Here is an 18,918-nt window from a genome sequence, read left to right as displayed (position 1 = left end):
GTTACACGGAGAGCTGCTGTCGGATCGTTTCCGGCAGCAGTTCTACCGCCTGTTGATACGACGCATCTACCAGGTAGTAAATTTGCGAATCTGGCAGCGAGCCGTCGAGAAACACCGTACTCCAGTGTGCTTTATTCAGATGCTTGCTTGGCCTGACATCATCGTGCTGCTGGCGCAGTAAGTCGGCCAGTTCAGGACTGGTTTTCAGCGATGCCGCAGGACGTCCCTCAACCTCTTTTACCATCGCGAACAACACATCACCCACTTTGATCTGCGTGGCTTTCCAGTCGCTGTGAACGCTCTGTTCTGCGCCCGGCTTGCTCATGCAGTACTGAAGTATCTCCGAAATTGTCATCTTTATTCCCCTTGTAGCGTTGCGATAATTTTACGCGAACCACCGTGAATGCGATGTTCTCCCAGCCAGATCCCCTGCCACGTTCCCAGCAGCAGCCGTCCGTTGTGGACCGGCAGCATCAACGAGACCCCCAGCAAAGAGGATTTGATGTGCGAAGGCATATCATCCGCCCCCTCGTAATCATGGTCATACGGGGCGTTATCCGGGACGGTTTTCAGAAAATACCGCTCCATGTCAGACCGGACGGTGGGATCGCAATTTTCATTGAGCGTGAGAGAAGCAGACGTGTGCTGAAGCAGCAGATGCAGCAAACCCGTTTTGACGCGCGGCAGGTCGCGGATTTGCCCGATGACTTCGTCCGTCACCAGGTGAAATCCGCGTGGTTTTGCGCTTAAGGTCAGGGTCTGTTGATACCACATGTGCTGCTCCGTGTTGAAAGATGAATCTTTCTAAGTGTGCAGCAAGAAAGCGAAAGGTAAAACCCGCGCGGCGAGATTTGCTTAAAAAAGCATTCACCCCGCCGTTAATGCATCAGTATTCGGAGTTAACGATCACCTCTTCGCCAAATTTACCGGCCATTGGCAGCGGTCGGTAGGTGGAGTTCGAGGCGCGTAACACCCGGATGCCTCTTGCTCCCACGTCGTGCGCCGCGGTGATGTCGTTATCTGAATCACCGTAGAACACCTTGATATTTTTCTTTTCCAGCCACTGGGTTTTGGTGTTTTGCCCTTCCTGGTCCCCGGCAAAAATGACCGGATTCATGCTGGCCGCCGGGATCAGAAAATCATCCTGTAGCGTTTTCGAGACGGTTTCGGTTTTGGTCTGGCTACGTCCTGTCACGAAGTAAATGCTGTCGCCGCGCTTTACGTGCATGGCGATCAGCGCGCGGGCAACCTCTTTCGGGATACTGAACTCATCCCAGCCGTTGTTCATCTTTTCCCAGAATTCCGGGTTTTTCAGATAGGCTTCGCTGTCCGGGGAGTACGTTTTTTTGCCGCGCCAGAAACCGGGGCTGGAGAAGAGAACGGTATCGTCAATATCGAAGCCCACGGCCATCGGCGGGCGACCCGTCAGGCTGTTTTCGATTTGTGCCACTGAAACCCAGTGAATGGGGGCCTGTTCGGCAAGAATGGCGGCGGTGGTACCGGTGTAAAGCGGCGTGGGTGCAGAAGCCCGCGCAACAACGGTACTATTAAGCGAGAACAATAAGCAGGCGGCGCTGAGCGCCAGTGTGATCTTGCGCATGTTTTCCCCTGAATATTCAGTTTGTTATCTTTTTATTTTGAGCGGATGGTCCAAAACTATCCGACCATAACCCCAGCGGGAGGGGAAGAAAAGGAGTTTTTACTTATGAAGCTGAATAAAAAGAAGACGATCACAAAGCGCAGAAGAAACGTGTAGACCCGGTAAGCGAAGCACCGCCGGGCAATGACTGGCCCGGCGCGAACAAAAAAGCCGGGTGGCGGCTGCGCCTTACCCGGCCTACATATAGCATGCAAGTAAGTGAATACTTACATTACGGATGCAAACGCCTGCGCCACGCGCTGGACGTTGCCGGCATTCAGCCCCGCCACACACATACGGCCGCTGGCGATCAGGTAGACACCGAACTCTTCGCGCAGGCGATCGACCTGCGCTGCGCTCAGTCCGGTATAGCTGAACATCCCGCGCTGCTTGAGAAGATAATCAAAGTTATGTCCAGGCACGGCCTCTTTCAGAACGTTAACCAGCTCCTGACGCATCGACAGGATGCGCTTACGCATGCCTTCCACTTCCGCAAGCCAGGTGGCTTTCAGCTGATCATCGCCCAGTACGGTCGCGACCACCTGCGCACCAAAATTCGGCGGGCTGGAGTAAATACGGCGGACCGTCGCTTTCAACTGACCGAGTACGCGTCCCGCGGCTTCGGCGTCTTCACACACCACGGACAGACCGCCGACGCGCTCGCCGTAGAGGGAGAAGATTTTTGAGAAAGAGTTGCTGACCAGCGCAGGCAGACCCGCGCTGGCAATCGCGCGAATGGCGTAGGCGTCCTCCTCCATGCCCGCCCCAAAGCCCTGATAGGCGATGTCGAGGAACGGGATCAGGTTACGCGCCTTCAGTACCTCGATCACCGCATCCCACTGGGCATTGGTGAGGTCCGCACCGGTCGGGTTATGGCAGCACGGATGCAGCAATACGATACTGCGCTCCGGCAGGGTGTTCAGTTTTTCCAGCAGCGCATCAACGCGTACGCCGTTGGTTTCGCTGTCGAACCATGGATAGGTCGCAACCTTAAAGCCCGCGCCTTCAAAGATGGCCACGTGGTTTTCCCACGTCGGGTCGCTGACCCACACGCCGGAATCCGGGAAGTACTTTTTCAGGAAATCTGCGCCTACCTTCAGCGCACCCGAGCCACCCAGCGTCTGGATAGTCGCCACGCGCTTTTGCGCGAGCACCGCGTGATCCGCACCAAACAGCAGCGGCGCAATGGTATTACGGTAGGTATTTAACCCTTCCATCGGCAGATAAAGCGAAGCCCCGTGCGGGGTTGCGTTAAGACGCGCTTCGGCTTCGGCAACGGCTTTCAGTTGAGGAATGATGCCGTCCTCGTTGTAATAAAGACCGATGCTGAGGTTCACTTTGTCGCTGCGAGGATCTTCTTTGAAACGCTCCATCAAGGAGAGGATAGGGTCGCCGGCGTAGGCGTCTACTTTCTGAAACACGCGATGTTCTCCGGATTATTATGAGGCAGGATTTTCAACAATAAACCGGAAGCAGGAGAAGGTCGAGAAGGTTATGAAAACCGTTTCTGGATATGCCCACGAATTTGTTCGATACGTTCAGACGTCGACCCTGTGACGCGTAAATACGGGATATTTCGGCGCGCCAGTTCAGCGATATACCACGACTGCTGCCTGCGGCGAAACGCTGCGCCTTGCCTGGTACCGTCCTGTACAAAGGGAAATTCATCGCCGCACAGTACAACCAGCGAATAGTCCCGCCCGGCTAAGTCGTGCAGCGCCTGAGGCGCCGAGCCATACTGGTCGAGGGTATAAAACAGCGTGGTTAAGGGCGACGTATCACAAATCAGATAAGGCGCCGTGCTGGCTGCGTCCTCACGCCGCACCTGCTCGCGCGCAATATGCAGGAGATCGTCGCATTCCAGTACTCCGTTCTTTTCTTCCCAGTATTCGCGCCCGAACTCAGCGACATAGGGCGCGTTAAGCGCTGCTGCCAACGCCCGGGAAAGCGTGCTTTTGCCCGTCGACTCGCCGCCCAATAAGCAAATTCGAAAGACAAAACTCCGGTAAACCTCCGCCGAGAGCATCTCGCGGTAGCGATGAACATCAGAGCGAATAAGCGTGCCTGAGGGCGCATCAGGGCCCTCCGGGCGCTGAAGCCGCACGTGCGTGACCGGTTTGCCAAAACGCTGGCTTAATACGCGGGCAAAGCCATCGCCGTAATCCTCCGCAGTGAATACGGCGTCCGGTCGGCAGTGAAAGAAGCGTTCGCACAGGGTAGCCACGTAGTGTCGGTGGCGATCGGCATCTGCGTCGTTGGGCGGCGGCGGTTCAATATCATGGCCCGCCGCGATCTCTGGCGAAAACACCAGGTGACGACACCGCGGGAAACGCGTCTGTAGCCACTGAAGGCGCTTTTCGGGTTCGCACCCCGGCATTTCCGGTAGCGAATAGCTGATGATAAATACCGTCTCGCACCGGGCAAGCGCAGCGTTGATAAGCAATTCATGTCCTGCGTGTAAGGGCGCGAACTTGCCGACAATCAGACCCTCTGCGTAAGGTTTCATCGCGCGCGGATCTCCTTACGCCATTGATATAAACCGTGCCAGGCGTTAAACCAGAACACCAGATACAGAACCGCGGTCAAATGCAGGCCCCTCATCGCATACAGCGGCACGGCAAGGGTATTGACGGCAAGCCAGACGTACCAGTTCTCCAGGCGTCGGCCCATTAGCATGAACTGCGCCAGGATGCTGAAGGTTAAAATAATGGAGTCCAGCCAGGGCGCCCAGGCGTTGGTATACCGATGCAATAAAAGCCCGTACAGCGCCGCTACTGCCACGGCACAGGCCAGCAGAAGGAGAAAATGTCTGGGGCGGGTTCGCCGCACCGGCAATACCTCTCCGCGGTTTCCTTTCAGCCAGTGCACCCAACCCGTTATGCTCGTGATAATGAAAAAGAGCTGTAGGGTAACATCGGCATAGAGCTGCACTGAATAGAAGACCCAGGCGTATAGCCCGCTGCCGAGAATACCGATCCACCACGTGTTGATATTGTTTCTGGCCGCCAGCCAGACAGAGAGCGCATAGGCCAGACAAGCAGCCATTTCAGATGGTGACATATCCCTTCCCGGATACTGTGATTAGTCGACGTATTTCATCGCTACCCTTGAGGTAAGGCGCGTAATAAGTTCGTAAGCACTCACTTTTGTTATTTCAGCAATACGCTCTACCGGCAGGCCTTCGCCCCACATCACCGCATCGTCCCCCGCTTTATCCTGCGCGTCGGGTCCCAGATCGACACAAATCATGTCCATCGCCACACGGCCGACAATCTTCACTTCGCGACCATTGACCAGTACCGGCGTACCCGTTGGCGCGGCGCGTGGATAGCCGTCGCCGTAGCCCATCGCTACCACGCCAAGCCGCGTGTCGCGCTCACTCGTCCAGGTGCCGCCGTAACCTACCGGCTCCCCTGCTTTGTGCTCACGCACGGCAATCAGCTTTGAAACCAGCGACATCACCGGCTTAAAGCCGAAGTCCGGTCCCCAGGGTTTGTTCTCAAGCGGGGAAACGCCATACAGGATAATCCCCGGACGCGCCCAGTCGAAGTGCGACTGCGGCCACAGCAGAAGGCCGCCGGACGCCGCAATGGAGCGCATCCCCGGTTTGCCTTCGCAGAAGGTGGTGAAGATATCAAGCTGCTGTTCCGTTGCGCCGCATTCAGGCTCATCGGCGCGGGCAAAGTGGCTGACGATATTCACCGGTTGACGCACGTTCTTGCACTGGCACAGCCGCTGATAAAACGCTTCGGCATTCTCCGGGCGCACGCCCAGGCGGTGCATGCCCGTGTCGAGCTTAATCCACACGGTGACCGGCTCGCTCAGTTCGGCCGTTTCCAGCGCGGCCAGCTGTTCTTCGTTATGCACCGCCGTGTGCAGGTGCTGATCGGCAATGGTCGGCAGGTCCGAGGCTTCAAAAAAGCCTTCGAGGAGCAGAATCGGTTGCGTAATTCCACCTGCGCGCAGGCGGAGAGCTTCTTCGAGACGGGCGACGCCAAAAGCGTCGGCATCGGGGAGCGTTCGCGCGGTCTCAAGAAGACCGTGTCCGTAAGCGTTCGCTTTCACGACTGCAACGAGCTTACTGGCGGGCGCCAGTTCTCGCAGACGTTGCAGGTTGTGTCGCAGAGCGCGGCGGTTAATCACAACAGTTGCCGCTTGCATTTGAATTCCTTAGAAATTACTCATCATCATATTGAGGACCGGCATAGTTGTCGAAACGCGACCACTGGCCGTTAAAGGTCAGACGTACCGTACCGATGGGGCCGTTACGTTGCTTACCAATAATAATTTCGGCGATCCCTTTCAGATCGCTGTTCTCGTGATAAACCTCATCACGGTAGATGAACATGATTAAGTCGGCATCCTGCTCGATGGAGCCGGATTCACGCAGGTCGGAGTTGACCGGGCGCTTGTCTGCACGTTGTTCCAGAGAACGGTTTAGCTGCGACAGCGCCACCACCGGCACGTGCAGCTCTTTGGCTAACGCTTTGAGCGAGCGGGAAATTTCGGCAATCTCCAGCGTACGGTTGTCGGAAAGCGACGGAACACGCATCAGCTGGAGGTAGTCAATCATGATAAGGCCGATGCCACCGTGTTCACGGGCGATACGGCGCGCGCGGGAGCGCACTTCCGTCGGCGTCAGGCCGGAGGAGTCATCAATATAGATGTTCCGTTTTTCCAGCAAAATCCCCATGGTGCCGGAGATCCGCGCCCAGTCCTCATCGTCGAGCTGACCGGTACGGATGCGGGTCTGATCCACGCGGGACAGGGATGCCAGAGAACGCATCATGATCTGTTCTGAGGGCATCTCAAGACTGAAGATAAGAACCGGTTTATCCTGCAACATCGCCGCGTTTTCGACGAGGTTCATCGCAAATGTCGTTTTACCCATCGACGGACGCGCCGCGACGATAATCAAATCCGATGGCTGAAGACCTGCCGTTTTCTTGTTGAGATCGTCATAACCGGTGTTCACCCCCGTCACGCCATCGTGCGGCTGCTGGAAAAGCTGCTCAATACGCGCAACGGTGGCGTCGAGCACATCGGCGATGTTTTTCGGACCTTCGTCTTTGTTCGCACGGCTTTCGGCGATTTTAAAGACGCGGGACTCGGCAAGATCAAGTAGATCTTCGCTGGTGCGCCCCTGGGGATCGAAACCGGCCTCGGCGATCTCATTCGCCACCGAGATCATCTCGCGGACAACGGCACGTTCACGGACGATATCAGCGTAAGCGCTGATGTTCGCGGCACTTGGCGTGTTTTTTGACAGTTCTGCCAGATAGGCAAACCCGCCGACACTGTCGAGCTGTCCCAGACGCTCCAGCGATTCTGCGAGTGTAATCAGGTCGATCGGGCTGCCCGACTCCTGCAAACGCGCCATTTCCGTAAAGATGTGGCGGTGCGGGCGGGTATAGAAGTCTTCCGCAACAACGCGCTCGGCGACGTCGTCCCAACGTTCGTTATCCAGCATTAAACCGCCCAACACCGACTGTTCCGCTTCAATCGAGTGCGGCGGGACTTTTAACCCGGCGACCTGATAATCACGTTCACGGGGTTCAGTCTGTTTGTTGAAGGGTTTGTTTCCTGCCATAGTGAATGGAGTTACCGAGATAAAGAGTGGGTCGAAAGATTACCATAATTTTCTAACGGAGGGAGCATGGCAACACGCATTGAGTTCCAGAAACATGGCGGGCCAGACGTACTGCAAGCCGTGGAGTTTACCCCCACAGCACCTGGCGAGAACGAAATCCAGGTTGAAAACAAAGCGATCGGCATTAACTACATCGATACCTATATTCGCGGCGGTCTCTATCCGCCTCCGTCGATGCCGAGCGGACTGGGCACCGAGGCGGCCGGTATCGTCAGCAAAGTGGGCAGCGCGGTTAAGCACATTAAGGAAGGCGATCGCGTGGTGTACGCGCAGTCGGCGCTGGGCGCTTACAGCTCCATCCATAACGTTCCGGCCGAGAAAGCGGCGCTTCTGCCAAATGCGATCGGCTTCGAGCAGGCTGCCGCCTCATTCCTGAAAGGGCTGACGGTCTATTATCTGCTGCGCAAAACCTACGAAATTAAGCCTGACGAGCAATTCCTGTTTCACGCAGCCGCAGGTGGCGTAGGGCTGATTGCCTGCCAGTGGGCGAAAGCCCTGGGGGCGAAGCTGATCGGCACCACAGGCAGCGCGCAAAAAGCGCAGCGCGCGCTGGACGCGGGCGCATGGCAGGTGATCAACTACCGGGAAGAGAGCATCGTTGAGCGGCTGAAAGAGATCACTGGCGGCAAAAAGGTACGCGTGGTGTATGACTCGGTGGGGAAAGACACCTGGGAATCTTCGCTGGACTGCCTGCAACGTCGCGGGCTGATGGTGAGCTTCGGTAACGCCTCCGGGGCTGTCACCGGCGTAAACCTGGGCATTCTGAATCAGAAAGGGTCACTGTATGTCACCCGCCCTTCCCTGCAAGGTTACATCACTAATCGGGAAGAACTTGAGGAAGCCAGCAACGAGCTGTTCTCGCTGATCGCCAGCGGGGTGATCAAAGTGGATGTGGCAGAAGCGCAGAAATATCCGCTGACCGATGCGCAACGTGCGCATGAGGTGCTGGAGAGCCGGGCAACCCAGGGCTCAAGTCTGTTAATTCCCTGAGCCATAAAAAGAAATTGGGCTTCCCATGGGAAGCCCTTTCTTTTTTTTAGTTCGGCTGTATGTAGGGTACAGCTCGATGAATTCTTTAGCGGCAGCCATAGTGACAGATTCGATAAGTAAATCCTATTCTGTTCTAAAGATTGCTGCCGGAAAAGTTGCAGGTATGTGACGTACCCCTCAATACCTTAGTAACGGAAGCGGTTATTACGCTGATAAGTCGGCAGTTTTGGTGATTTAATCGCCCGTATGGCCCATACCACCGCAATCGCCAGAAGTAACCACGGCAAGAGTTTAATCGTCAGGGCAAATAATCCGCCGACAAACATCACCACCGTGGCCACAACGAGCGCGGCCAGAATACCGAGCAGCGACACGCCCGTGACCATCAGCATGATAAAGAAGCCAATCACAAAAAGTAGTTCCAGCATGGTGCTCTCCCACGAGTTCCCGAATGATGCTGCGATCATTACAAGAATCATGCCAAAAATAAGTTGTTGTTCTGAAAGCAAAACGCCCCGCAATGTGTTGCAGGGCGTGGCGTATTTGACCATCTTTTAGCGAAATTTAACGTTTATCCGCAACCAGACGCAGCGCGTGTTCCAGTACCTCAATATCCGCACCGGCTTTATGCGCGTTCTCGCTGAGATAACGACGCCACTGACGCGCACCAGGAATGCCCTGGAACAGGCCAAGCATATGGCGGGTAATGTGGCCCAGATACGTACCATGACTCAGCTCGCGCTCAATGTACGGATACATGGCGCGCACTACGGCCACGGGATCGGTGTCAGCACCCTCAACGCCAAAGATTTCCCGGTCAACCGTCGCCAGAATGCCCGGATTCTGATACGCCTCGCGTCCGACCATCACGCCATCCATATGTTCGAGGTGCGCTTTGGCCTCGTCCAGCGACTTAATACCGCCATTGATCGACATGGTCAGGTGTGGGAAGTCGCGTTTCAGCTGGTACACGCGCGGGTAGTCCAGCGGCGGGATCTCGCGGTTTTCTTTCGGGCTGAGGCCTGAGAGCCAGGCTTTACGGGCGTGGATGATAAACATCTCGCATTCACCCTTCCCTGATACCGTGTTGATGAAATCACACAGAAACTCATAGCTGTCCTGGTCGTCTATGCCGATACGGGTTTTGACCGTGACCGGGATAGAGACGACGTCGCGCATCGCTTTGATGCAGTCCGCCACCAGGTGCGCATTTCCCATCAGACACGCGCCGAACATGCCGTTTTGCACACGGTCGGACGGACAACCGACGTTGAGGTTAATCTCGTCATAGCCGCGTTCTTCGGCCAGCTTCGCGCACTGCGCCAGCGCAGCCGGATCGCTGCCACCGAGTTGCAGCGCAACCGGATGCTCCTCTTCGCTGTACGCCAGATAGTCGCCTTTGCCGTGAATAATTGCGCCGGTAGTGACCATTTCGGTGTATAGCAGCGTATGGCGGGAGAGCTGACGCAGGAAATAGCGGCAATGTCTGTCCGTCCAGTCGAGCATTGGCGCAATGGAAAAACGGTGTGCAGGGAAAGCGGTCTGGAATTCTGACGACATGGCGAAGTTTTAAGCATCTGGTGGAAAAGGGGCGCTACTATAGCACAAAGAAAAGCCGGAGGCGCAGCGCCTCCGGTGGACTTTAGAACGTCATGCTCAACTGTGCCCCTGCGCCCCAGGTCTCGTCTTCGCCATAAAGCCCCATCAGGTCAACGTGGACGGCGTTGAACGGCGCGAAACCGACACCGCCGGTAAAGACGTTGCTGTCGTTCCCTTTCATATCCGCACGATAACCGGCGCGTACTGCCAGCCAGCTCAGTGGCGTGACTTCGGCACCGACGCCAACGTACTGGGAGGTGTCTTCGCTTTTAAAGCCCTTGGTTTCGGTCAGATCGCCGTCTGCGGTAAGCGTGACCAGATCGTTATGCCAGGCGGCCCCGGCAGTGACCAGCGGACGGATCTGATAGGTGTCTTTATAACTCACTACCTCTCCTGTGCGCCCGTTGCGAATGCGGATATCTTTGGTATCGATATCGCGCGACATCAGGTTTTGCCCGCTCACGCCGACCGTCCAGTTTTCACCGAAATCAGCAGCAATACCGGCATCGACGTTGAAGCCAGTGTCGTCGGTACGGTAGCGGCTGTCGTTCCACTTATTACTGTCGTAATCGTAGATTGAGGTAGTGTAGTTATAGAGCCAGGTTTTTTGCAGCTTCGGCGTGACGCCAACGGAAACCGGAACGCCGCCAAGATCGAACTGACGGGCTACCGCAATACCGTAGTCGGACACAATCGCCGCCCGACCAGACGCCGTAGAGTTAAGGTTTTTGGTGATCTGATCGGAACCGTTTAGCGCGGCATCCAGCGCCACACCGGCAGCCACCGCATCGCTTCGTTGTATACCGCGCAGATAATCAATGTCCTGCTGATCGATTGAAGAGCTGACGCGGCCATGTGCATAGCCTTTTGCCATAAAGGCCACGGAAAGGACATCGTTAGGGATACTGACGGCAATCCCCGCCCCTGCGGTGGCGTGTGCGGTTTTGCCTTTCAGGTAGTCCAGCTCATCAGCGAGATCTTTCGCTGCGCCCTGGAACTGATTGATCGAACCTAATGGATCCGTGATGATATCAATGGGGGTCAGACTATCAACCACGTCCTTGTAATGATTGATTTTATCGTTAATGGTATCAATCTCGTCCTGAAGATTGTCTTCATCGGTCACCTGCACGCCAACGGACGGCAAAATGACCGTCACATCATCCTCGGGCTTAGATTTTGCCAGTAACGCGGGGTTGATTAACGCCCCGCTGCCATAGCTGCCTGCTGCCACGCCCGTGCCGCCCATTGCGTCACTACGCGCTTCCGTCCAGGTATTGGCTGCTCCCGCCTGATTTGCCATAAAAAAGGAGACAGCAATGCTAACCATCGAAAATTTAAAATGTTTTTTCACAGTGTGCTCGTAAATAGTTTGTTATTAGTTAACCCTGTCTGTTATCACCCAAACAGGAACGAACTATTGCTGTGAATAAGTACAAAAAGACCCGCTATTTCCCTAAGTTAAATTCCATCCCGGCCTGTTCTAATGTGTGACGACCATCAATATTTATAGAAGAGGAAATTATTTTCGCCCAGGTTTTCCATCGTGCGGGCCAAAAAACTGAGGCGGATGGTCTACCCAGTGGTCTTCGCGCGTCACGGCATACACCGGATTGAGGGGATAGTAGATGCGGTTATGTTTTTTATTAGCCTCACCCACCACCAGTAAGCGCACCTCTTCATCGGTGTTGTTGATAAAGGTATGGCACACCCCCGTGCCGGCAGGAAATCCCACGCTGTCTCCGGGTTCAAGCTTCCACAGATAACCATTGATCCAGGCCTCAGGGTAACCCTCCAGAACGTAAACAAACTCCTCTTCGTCGCTTTCCGCATGCGGATAAGAAGTACGGCGTCCGGGCGGCAGCCGTTCATGGTGAATACCAATGCGGCCGAGACCCAGCTTGCGGGCCAGCGGCGCGCCAATAGAAAACCGTTCATTGCTGTCCGGATACGTTGCGTCATCGGCGCCTTCCACGTCCCGCCAGTGCCGAATACAGTCAGGTCTTTTCATCATGCATTCTCCCCATTTGCGATGCGTCAGGTATAGCACAGCCCGGCGGATCTCGGTGTTTTTAGCAGAACATGATAAAGTGAGGGTTTTCACCCCTTACCACATCCGAGGTGCCCGATGGACAAGTCCACAAAAGAGCTGTTAGCGCAAGCTGAAAAGCTCTGTGCGCAACGCAATGTGCGCCTGACCCCGCAGCGCCTTGAGGTACTGCGTCTGATGAGCCTGCAACAGGGTGCCATCAGCGCTTACGATCTGCTCGACCTGCTGCGTGAAAGCGAGCCGCAGGCAAAACCGCCGACCGTCTATCGGGCGCTGGATTTTCTGCTGGAGCAAGGGTTTGTGCATAAAGTGGAATCAACAAACAGCTATGTGCTGTGCCATCTTTTTGACCAGCCTACTCACACGTCCGCCATGTTTATCTGCGATCGCTGTGGCGTGGTGAAGGAAGAGTGTGCGGAAGGTGTGGAAGATATTATGCATACGCTGGCAGCCAGAATGGGCTTTGCGCTGCGCCATAACGTGATCGAAGCCCACGGCTTATGTTCTGCCTGCGTGGAGGTGGAGTCATGCCGTCATCAGGATGCCTGTCAGCACGATCACTCTATCCTGGTGAAGAAAAAGCCGCGTTAAGGCCAAAGAAAAAGGCGGCTCAGAGCCGCCCTTGGGGATAGTGCCGGTTACCAGCGGTAGTCGTTACGGGTTTCCCAGTCTTTGACTTCGTTTTCCGCCTGATCTTTTTCATAACCGTAGCGCTCCTGGATTTTACCTACCAGCTGATCGCGCTTACCTTCAATGACGGTCATATCGTCATCTGTCAGCTTACCCCACTGTTCTTTCGCTTTACCTTTGAATTGCTTCCAGTTGCCGCCGATTTCGTCTTTATTCATAATCGTGTCCTCGTGTTAAGCGTCTATGAGTGTCGTCCGCTTCGTTCTATTCTGCTGGACGTGATTATTATTGTAGTTAAGGATTCGGCATTTATTTTTATATTCGGAATCTTTAACCGTTACGATATATCGTGCGGGGCTGGAAACCAGGTATTGTTTCGCCAGTGACGACGCCAGATAACGGCCAGCGAAAGGCCACGCAGTGAGAGAAACACCGCCAGCGCGAGCCACAGACCATGATTGCCGAGATACGGCAAGGTCAGCAGCGTCAGGCCGAACCCCGCCGCAGCGACGGCCATGCTGTTGCGCATCTCCGCACCTCGCGTCGCACCAATAAACATGCCGTCCAGCAAATAGCACCACACACCCACCACCGGTAATACGACCTGCCAGAGGATGTAGCGATCGGCCAGCTCACGTAGCGCGGGCAACGAGGTGAGAAGCGCGACAATATGCCCACCAAAACAGGCGTAAACCAGAGCAAAGACCAGCGCCACCAGACCCGCCTGACGACAGGCAGCACGCCAGACTTCGCGTAACTGGCCGCTTTCACGCGCGCCATAAGCCTGCCCTGAATGCGCCTCAACGGCGTAAGCAAAACCATCCAGCGCGTAAGCGGTAAAGGTCAGTAACGTCATGAGCACTGCGTTGACGGCGACGATCTCAGGCCCAAGACGCGCACCAAAAACGGTTAATGCGCCGAAGCAGAGTTGCAGCAGGAGCGAACGGAGCATGATGTCGCGATTAAGCGCCAGCAGCTTACGCATATTGCCGCGCCAGGCCGATTTCAGCAGATCCAGGGTGATACCGCGCATCGCCAGCACGCGCCAGACCATCCCCAAACCGATCAGCAGAGTCCCGTACTCGGCAATTGCCGTAGCCAGCGCCGCGCCCCGGACGTTCATGTGCAGTCCCATCACCAGCCAGAGATCGAGCACAATGTTAAGCAGGTTGCCCACCACCAGCAGGATCACTGGCGCGCGGGCGTACTGCACGCCCAGCAGCCAGCCCAGAAGGACCAGGTTTGCCAGTGAAGCGGGCGCGCTGAGCCAGCGAATTTCGAGGAACCGCCGGGCTTGTTCCAGTACGGCATCGCTGCCGCCTACAATATGGAGCGCAAGATCAATCAGCGGCGTACGCAACAGAACGATTAACGCGCCAGCACCGAACGCCAGAATGAGCGGCTGAACCAGCGCACGCGCCAGACGCAGGGGATCTTTTGCACCATACGCCTGGGCCGTCAGGCCTGTCGTACTCATGCGCAGAAAAAGTAGCAGCATAAAGAGGAAGCTGGTCGCCGTTGCGCCGATCGCGACGCCGCCCAGGTAAATCGGCGAATCGAGATGCCCGATAACTGCCGTATCCACCAGCCCCAGCAGAGGAACGGTAATATTGGAAAAAATCATCGGTAGCGCAAGACGCCACAACGCCTTATCGGCAGAAGTTAGCAATGCCATGGAAATTACCGGAATCAGAAAACAGGCCAGGCTGTAGAGGAACTACAGCCTGTCAGGAAGAGATTACAGCCATTCACCGTTGCGGATAACGCCGACCGCCAGCCCTTCAATAGAGAAGCTCTGCTCGCGGAGATCCACCACAATCGGGGAGAATTCATTGTTTTCAGGCAGAAGCTGCACGGTATTGCCTTGTTTTTTCAGGCGCTTAACCGTCACTTCATCATCAATGCGCGCCACCACGACTTGCCCGTTACGCACGTCCTGCGTTTTGTGTACCGCCAGCAGATCGCCATCCAGAATACCAATATCTTTCATGGACATTCCGCTAACGCGCAGCAGGAAATCGGCGCTCGGCTTGAACATGCCTGGGTCAACCTGATAGTGCCCTTCGATGTGCTGTTGCGCCAGCAGAGGTTCACCTGCGGCTACGCGACCCACCAGCGGAATACCGCTCTCTTCTTCCACCAGCAGACGGATGCCGCGTGAGGCGCCGGAAACAATCTCAATCACGCCCTTACGCGCAAGCGCCTTAAGGTGCTCTTCGGCAGCATTAGGAGAACGGAAGCCCAGACGCTGCGCAATTTCTGCACGCGTGGGTGGCATACCCGTCTGGCCGATATGATCCCGAATGAGATCAAACACCTCTTGCTGCCTGGTCGTTAACGCTTTCATACCGCCCCCTGGGTGTATATACAGTTATGCTGTGAGTATATACAGTCAAAGGCGATTTTGGAACCAAAAACTGCACAAAAAACCAGGGACTTAATTATTCCTCGAGGCTCATCGGAAATGCGACCAAAGTAGCGTGACCCAGGTGATCGCCGCCGTGATAATCGACAGCAGTACGGCAGCGGAACCCATGTCTTTCGCCCGGCCAGACAGTTCATGGAATTCCGACCCGATTCGGTCAACAACGGCCTCAATAGCGCTATTCAGAATTTCCACTATCATCACCAGAAGGACAGATCCGATGAGCAGTACGCGGGTGATAGCATCAACATCAAGGAAGCAGGCGATGACAACGGCAACGAACGCGGCAACCGCTTCCTGGCGGAAAGCGGCTTCATTAACCCATGCGGCGCGGAAACCTTTCCATGAATAACCGGCAGCTTTAATGATTCGAGTTAACCCAGTGGTATTATTGGCCATTAAAAGAACCTTTTATGATAAATAGCGTCAGTAACTAAAGCCGCAGCGCGTTTTGCTGCGACCTGAAGTATGACGGGTAACAACAGAAATTTTGCGCGCTTTCTGTTATCCTTGCGCCGCAATTGCATTATTAACCAGAGGCTTTACATCGTTTATGTCCGGCTGGCCACGAATTTACTACAAATTACTTAATTTACCATTAAGCGTACTGGTAAAAAGTAAGTCTATCCCAGCAGAACCTGCGCTGGAATTAGGGCTCGATACGTCGCGCCCTATTATGTACGTTTTGCCTTATAACTCGAAGGCAGACCTGCTAACGCTTCGCGCTCAATGTCTGGCGCACGATTTACCTGACCCGCTTGAACCGCTGGAAGTCGACGGTACGCTGCTGCCGCGCTACGTGTTCATCCATGGCGGACCGCGCGTGTTCACCTATTACACGCCGAAAGAAGAGTCCATTAAGCTGTTCCATGATTACCTCGATCTGCACCGCAGCAACCCCGATCTGGACGTGCAGATGGTGCCGGTGTCGGTGATGTTTGGCCGTCGTCCGGGGCGTGAAAAAGGGGAAGAGAACCCGCCGCTGCGTATGCTCAACGGCATTCAGAAATTCTTCGCCGTCTCATGGCTGGGACGCGACAGCTTTGTTCGCTTCTCGCCTTCCGTTTCACTGCGCCGCATGGCGGATGAACACGGTACTGACAAAATCATTGCGCAAAAGCTGGCGCGCGTTGCGCGTATGCACTTTGCACGTCAGCGTCTGGCGGCCGTTGGGCCACGTCTCCCGGCGCGTCAGGATCTGTTTAACAAGCTGCTGGCTTCCAAAGCGATTGCCCGTGCCGTAGAAGACGAAGCGCGCAGCAAGAAGATTTCGCACGAGAAAGCGCAGCAGAACGCAATCGCGCTGATGGAAGAGATCGCCGCGAACTTCTCCTACGAGATGATTCGTCTCTCCGACCGTATTCTCGGTTTCACGTGGAACCGCCTCTATCAGGGGATTAACGTCCACAACGCCGAGCGCGTGCGTCAGTTAGCACACGACGGCCACGAGATTGTCTATGTGCCCTGCCACCGCAGCCACATGGACTACCTGCTGCTCTCTTACGTGCTCTATCACCAGGGCCTGGTGCCGCCGCATATTGCTGCCGGTATCAACCTGAACTTCTGGCCAGCAGGTCCGATTTTCCGCCGTCTGGGTGCGTTCTTCATTCGTCGTACCTTCAAGGGTAACAAGCTCTACTCCACCGTTTTCAGGGAGTATCTGGGCGAGCTGTTCAGCCGCGGTTATTCCGTGGAGTACTTTGTTGAAGGCGGTCGCTCCCGTACCGGTCGTCTGCTCGATCCGAAGACCGGCACGCTGTCGATGACCATTCAGGCCATGCTGCGTGGCGGTACGCGTCCTATTACGCTGGTGCCTATTTACATCGGTTATGAACACGTGATGGAAGTGGGCACCTACGCGAAAGAGCTGCGCGGTGCGACCAAAGAGAAAGAGAGTCTGCCGCAGATGCTGCGTGGTCTGAGTAAATTGCGCAATCTCGGCCAGGGCTACGTGAACTTTGGTGAGCCCCTGCCGCTGATGACGTATCTGAACCATCATGTTCCGGAGTGGCGCGAGTCTATTGATCCTATCGAAGCGGTACGTCCGGCCTGGCTGACGCCAACGGTCAACGGCATTGCATCCGAGCTGATGGTACGCATCAACAATGCTGGTGCGGCAAACGCCATGAACCTGTGTTGTACCGCGCTTCTGGCCTCTCGCCAGCGTTCACTGACTCGCGAGCAGCTGACCGAGCAGATTGATTGCTATCTGGATATCATGCGCAACGTGCCGTATTCCGTGGATTCGACCGTGCCGTCTGCCACCGCCAGCGAACTGATCGATCACGCGTTGCAGATGAACAAGTTCGAAGTCGAGAAAGATACGATTGGTGACATCATCATTCTGCCGCGCGAGCAGGCCGTGCTGATGACCTACTACCGTAATAACATCACGCACATGCTGATGCTGCCGTCACTGATGGCAGCCATTATTACCCAGCACCGCCGTATTTCGCGTCAGGAGCTGCTGCGCCATATTCAGGCCATCTATCCGATGCTGAAAGCGGAGCTGTTCCTGCGCTGGAGTAACGATGAGCTGGCGGCAGAGCTCGATAAAATGTCCGCAGAGATGCGTCGTCAGGGGCTGATTACCATCAGTGATGACGAACTGCATATCAATCCGTCACGTTCCCGAACCTTGCAGCTCCTGGCTTCCGGTGCGCGTGAGACGTTGCAGCGCTACGCCATTACCTTCTGGTTATTGAGTGCTAACCCGTCAATCAACCGCGGTACGCTGGAAAAAGAGAGTCGGACGCTGGCCCAGCGCCTGTCCGTTCTGCATGGCATTAACGCCCCGGAATTCTTCGACAAAGCGGTATTCAGCTCCCTGGTGCTGACGCTGCGCGACGAAGGTTACATTAGCGATACGGGCGATGCTGAGCCGGAAGAGACGATGAAGGTTTACCAGATGCTGGCAGAGCTGATTACCGCGGATGTGCGTTTAACGATTGAGAGTTCGACGCAGGGCGAGTGATGTTAAAGCCGGGTGGCGCTAACGCTTACCCGGCCTACATGTTCTGCTAAATCGTAGGCCGGGTAAGGCGAAGCCGCCACCCGGTTTTTTTATGACCAGTAACTCATCGCCAGCCCCATAAACAGCACCAGCCCGACGTAGTTATTATTCAGAAACGCTTTAAAGCAGGCTTCACGCTCGCGCTTCACGATCAGCTTCTGCTGATACGCAAACAGCAGACCCGCCACCAGCACGGACCAGTAAAACTCCCAGTTCAGCCCGTTCAGGCGACCAATCGCCACCATCAACGCCAGCACCGCCACCTGCAATATGCCGATGATCAGTTTGTCGTGACGGCCAAACAGGATCGCTGTCGATTTGATGCCAATCTTGAGATCGTCATCGCGATCGACCATCGCGTATTGGGTATCGTACGCAACGGCCCAGAGAATATTCGCCAGGAACATCAGCCAGCAGCTGAGCGGAACGGACTCGCTGACCGCGGCAAACGCCATGGGAATCGACCAGCCAAATGCCGCACCCAATACCACCTGCGGCAGATGGGTGTATCGCTTCATAAATGGGTAGACCCAGGCCAGCGCCAGAGCAGCGACGGACAGCAGAATGGTCATGGTGTTAAGGGTTAACACCAGCATGAAAGAGAGAAGCACCAGCACCACAAACAGGATGCGCGCCTCTTTCCCGGTCACCTGACCGCTCGGCAAAGGACGATTCGCGGTGCGCTTAACATGTCCATCAAATTTCCGGTCAGCATAGTCGTTGACCACACAGCCCGCAGCGCGCATCAGCCAGACACCCGCCACAAACACCGCCAGGATCCACAGCGGCGGTACGCCCGGCGTGGCAACCCACAACGCCCATAAGGTCGGCCACAGCAGCAGCAGCGCGCCAATGGGTTTATCAGTACGCATCAGGCGGTGATAGGCCAGCAGCTTATTCTGCGTCAGACTCCACTCCATTT

20 protein-coding genes are annotated in these 18,918 nt (G+C 55.6%); 3 read left to right on the top strand and 17 right to left on the bottom strand.

Annotated features, from left to right (window positions below):
* Position 1 precedes the first annotated feature (1 nt).
* The 8 genes from L3069_RS01605 to dnaB all read right to left on the bottom strand — a co-directional run bounded on the left by L3069_RS01605 (position 2) and on the right by dnaB (position 7,229).
* A complete protein-coding gene (locus tag L3069_RS01605; protein WP_006810472.1) occupies positions 2 to 355 on the bottom strand; it encodes an MmcQ/YjbR family DNA-binding protein in 354 nt (117 codons plus the stop codon).
* A 2-nt stretch (positions 356 to 357) separates the two neighbouring features.
* A complete protein-coding gene (locus L3069_RS01600) occupies positions 358 to 774 on the bottom strand; it encodes a secondary thiamine-phosphate synthase enzyme YjbQ (protein WP_038415073.1) in 417 nt (138 codons plus the stop codon).
* 112 nt (positions 775 to 886) lie between these two features.
* A complete protein-coding gene (gene aphA / locus L3069_RS01595) occupies positions 887 to 1,600 on the bottom strand; it encodes an acid phosphatase AphA (protein WP_003860292.1) in 714 nt (237 codons plus the stop codon).
* A 266-nt stretch (positions 1,601 to 1,866) separates the two neighbouring features.
* Positions 1,867 to 3,060: an aromatic amino acid transaminase gene (gene tyrB / locus L3069_RS01590; RefSeq protein ID WP_023305262.1), complete on the bottom strand. Its 1,194-nt coding sequence runs from the start codon at positions 3,058 to 3,060 to the stop codon at positions 1,867 to 1,869.
* Between the two features lie 71 nt (positions 3,061 to 3,131).
* Positions 3,132 to 4,145, bottom strand: coding sequence for an AAA family ATPase (locus L3069_RS01585; RefSeq protein WP_038415072.1), 1,014 nt, complete (start codon positions 4,143 to 4,145; stop codon positions 3,132 to 3,134).
* Complete coding sequence (pnuC, locus tag L3069_RS01580; RefSeq protein WP_038415071.1) at positions 4,142 to 4,699, bottom strand: nicotinamide riboside transporter PnuC; 558 nt, start codon at positions 4,697 to 4,699, stop codon at positions 4,142 to 4,144. The genes L3069_RS01585 and pnuC overlap by 4 nt, the downstream gene beginning before the upstream one ends.
* 21 nt (positions 4,700 to 4,720) lie before the next feature.
* Positions 4,721 to 5,800, bottom strand: a complete 1,080-nt coding sequence (gene alr, locus L3069_RS01575; RefSeq protein ID WP_100167817.1) for an alanine racemase — start codon at positions 5,798 to 5,800, stop codon at positions 4,721 to 4,723.
* Positions 5,801 to 5,816: 16 nt separating this feature from the next.
* Entirely contained in the window at positions 5,817 to 7,229 is a 1,413-nt protein-coding gene (gene dnaB, locus L3069_RS01570; RefSeq protein WP_003860298.1) for a replicative DNA helicase, read from the bottom strand.
* 66 nt (positions 7,230 to 7,295) lie between these two features.
* On the opposite strand from dnaB, the gene L3069_RS01565 reads away from it, so the two are divergent.
* The gene (locus tag L3069_RS01565; protein WP_022646744.1) at positions 7,296 to 8,279 is read left to right on the top strand and encodes a quinone oxidoreductase; all 984 of its coding nucleotides are present in this window, start codon (positions 7,296 to 7,298) and stop codon (positions 8,277 to 8,279) included.
* 185 nt (positions 8,280 to 8,464) lie between these two features.
* Here the strand turns inward: L3069_RS01565 and pspG are convergent, their stop codons facing one another.
* From pspG to L3069_RS01545, 4 genes are all read right to left on the bottom strand, one after another.
* Positions 8,465 to 8,707 (bottom strand): envelope stress response protein PspG, encoded by a 243-nt coding sequence (pspG, locus tag L3069_RS01560; RefSeq protein ID WP_017382623.1) that lies wholly within the window; start codon positions 8,705 to 8,707, stop codon positions 8,465 to 8,467.
* Between the two features lie 136 nt (positions 8,708 to 8,843).
* Positions 8,844 to 9,839 carry a tRNA dihydrouridine(20/20a) synthase DusA gene (dusA, locus tag L3069_RS01555; RefSeq protein WP_003860304.1) on the bottom strand — a complete coding sequence of 332 codons (996 nt, stop codon included), beginning with the start codon at positions 9,837 to 9,839 and terminating at the stop codon, positions 8,844 to 8,846.
* An 82-nt stretch (positions 9,840 to 9,921) separates the two neighbouring features.
* On the bottom strand, positions 9,922 to 11,208 hold the full coding sequence (gene traF, locus L3069_RS01550; protein WP_182407727.1) for a conjugal transfer protein TraF: 1,287 nt from the start codon (positions 11,206 to 11,208) through the stop codon (positions 9,922 to 9,924).
* Between the two features lie 192 nt (positions 11,209 to 11,400).
* Positions 11,401 to 11,889 carry a cupin domain-containing protein gene (locus L3069_RS01545; RefSeq protein ID WP_022646741.1) on the bottom strand — a complete coding sequence of 163 codons (489 nt, stop codon included), beginning with the start codon at positions 11,887 to 11,889 and terminating at the stop codon, positions 11,401 to 11,403.
* 117 nt (positions 11,890 to 12,006) lie between these two features.
* Between L3069_RS01545 and zur the strand changes: the two genes are divergently transcribed.
* Complete coding sequence (gene zur, locus L3069_RS01540; RefSeq protein WP_006810484.1) at positions 12,007 to 12,519, top strand: zinc uptake transcriptional repressor Zur; 513 nt, start codon at positions 12,007 to 12,009, stop codon at positions 12,517 to 12,519.
* A gap of 47 nt (positions 12,520 to 12,566) precedes the next feature.
* Here zur and L3069_RS01535 read toward each other — a convergent pair whose 3' ends face one another.
* The 4 genes from L3069_RS01535 to L3069_RS01520 all read right to left on the bottom strand — a co-directional run bounded on the left by L3069_RS01535 (position 12,567) and on the right by L3069_RS01520 (position 15,382).
* The gene (locus tag L3069_RS01535) at positions 12,567 to 12,776 is read right to left on the bottom strand and encodes a CsbD family protein (RefSeq protein WP_003860314.1); all 210 of its coding nucleotides are present in this window, start codon (positions 12,774 to 12,776) and stop codon (positions 12,567 to 12,569) included.
* Between the two features lie 119 nt (positions 12,777 to 12,895).
* Positions 12,896 to 14,233 (bottom strand): MATE family efflux transporter DinF, encoded by a 1,338-nt coding sequence (gene dinF / locus L3069_RS01530; RefSeq protein ID WP_022646740.1) that lies wholly within the window; start codon positions 14,231 to 14,233, stop codon positions 12,896 to 12,898.
* A 63-nt stretch (positions 14,234 to 14,296) separates the two neighbouring features.
* Positions 14,297 to 14,905, bottom strand: a complete 609-nt coding sequence (gene lexA / locus L3069_RS01525; protein WP_003860318.1) for a transcriptional repressor LexA — start codon at positions 14,903 to 14,905, stop codon at positions 14,297 to 14,299.
* Between the two features lie 108 nt (positions 14,906 to 15,013).
* Entirely contained in the window at positions 15,014 to 15,382 is a 369-nt protein-coding gene (locus tag L3069_RS01520; RefSeq protein WP_038415067.1) for a diacylglycerol kinase, read from the bottom strand.
* Positions 15,383 to 15,536: 154 nt separating this feature from the next.
* Between L3069_RS01520 and plsB the strand changes: the two genes are divergently transcribed.
* A complete protein-coding gene (gene plsB / locus L3069_RS01515) occupies positions 15,537 to 17,957 on the top strand; it encodes a glycerol-3-phosphate 1-O-acyltransferase PlsB (RefSeq protein ID WP_022646738.1) in 2,421 nt (806 codons plus the stop codon).
* An 89-nt stretch (positions 17,958 to 18,046) separates the two neighbouring features.
* Here the strand turns inward: plsB and ubiA are convergent, their stop codons facing one another.
* Positions 18,047 to 18,916, bottom strand: coding sequence for a 4-hydroxybenzoate octaprenyltransferase (gene ubiA, locus L3069_RS01510; protein ID WP_022646737.1), 870 nt, complete (start codon positions 18,914 to 18,916; stop codon positions 18,047 to 18,049).
* Between the last annotated feature and the right edge of the window lie 2 nt (positions 18,917 to 18,918).

The organism is Enterobacter cloacae complex sp. ECL411, assembly GCF_021869665.1.
Lineage (GTDB): Bacteria > Pseudomonadota > Gammaproteobacteria > Enterobacterales > Enterobacteriaceae > Enterobacter > Enterobacter intestinihominis.
Note: the sequence above shows the minus strand (reverse complement) of the source record. Positions and strands in the feature narration are given on the sequence as shown.

Bases quoted from the DNA above. Each gene is read 5' to 3' on its own strand.
- dnaB (WP_003860298.1), bottom strand. From the start codon at position 7,229: ATGGCAGGAAACAAACCCTTCAACAAACAGACTGAACCCCGTGAACGT.
- L3069_RS01545 (WP_022646741.1), bottom strand. From the start codon at position 11,889: ATGAAAAGACCTGACTGTATTCGGCACTGGCGGGACGTGGAAGGCGCC.
- L3069_RS01520 (WP_038415067.1), bottom strand. From the start codon at position 15,382: ATGGCCAATAATACCACTGGGTTAACTCGAATCATTAAAGCTGCCGGT.
- dinF (WP_022646740.1), bottom strand. From the start codon at position 14,233: ATGGCATTGCTAACTTCTGCCGATAAGGCGTTGTGGCGTCTTGCGCTA.
- L3069_RS01585 (WP_038415072.1), bottom strand. From the start codon at position 4,145: ATGAAACCTTACGCAGAGGGTCTGATTGTCGGCAAGTTCGCGCCCTTA.
- zur (WP_006810484.1), top strand. From the start codon at position 12,007: ATGGACAAGTCCACAAAAGAGCTGTTAGCGCAAGCTGAAAAGCTCTGT.
- ubiA (WP_022646737.1), bottom strand. From the start codon at position 18,916: ATGGAGTGGAGTCTGACGCAGAATAAGCTGCTGGCCTATCACCGCCTG.
- alr (WP_100167817.1), bottom strand. From the start codon at position 5,800: ATGCAAGCGGCAACTGTTGTGATTAACCGCCGCGCTCTGCGACACAAC.
- aphA (WP_003860292.1), bottom strand. From the start codon at position 1,600: ATGCGCAAGATCACACTGGCGCTCAGCGCCGCCTGCTTATTGTTCTCG.
- L3069_RS01565 (WP_022646744.1), top strand. From the start codon at position 7,296: ATGGCAACACGCATTGAGTTCCAGAAACATGGCGGGCCAGACGTACTG.
- L3069_RS01535 (WP_003860314.1), bottom strand. From the start codon at position 12,776: ATGAATAAAGACGAAATCGGCGGCAACTGGAAGCAATTCAAAGGTAAA.
- L3069_RS01600 (WP_038415073.1), bottom strand. From the start codon at position 774: ATGTGGTATCAACAGACCCTGACCTTAAGCGCAAAACCACGCGGATTT.
- dusA (WP_003860304.1), bottom strand. From the start codon at position 9,839: ATGTCGTCAGAATTCCAGACCGCTTTCCCTGCACACCGTTTTTCCATT.
- L3069_RS01605 (WP_006810472.1), bottom strand. From the start codon at position 355: ATGACAATTTCGGAGATACTTCAGTACTGCATGAGCAAGCCGGGCGCA.
- pnuC (WP_038415071.1), bottom strand. From the start codon at position 4,699: ATGTCACCATCTGAAATGGCTGCTTGTCTGGCCTATGCGCTCTCTGTC.
- pspG (WP_017382623.1), bottom strand. From the start codon at position 8,707: ATGCTGGAACTACTTTTTGTGATTGGCTTCTTTATCATGCTGATGGTC.
- plsB (WP_022646738.1), top strand. From the start codon at position 15,537: ATGTCCGGCTGGCCACGAATTTACTACAAATTACTTAATTTACCATTA.
- traF (WP_182407727.1), bottom strand. From the start codon at position 11,208: ATGGTTAGCATTGCTGTCTCCTTTTTTATGGCAAATCAGGCGGGAGCA.
- lexA (WP_003860318.1), bottom strand. From the start codon at position 14,905: ATGAAAGCGTTAACGACCAGGCAGCAAGAGGTGTTTGATCTCATTCGG.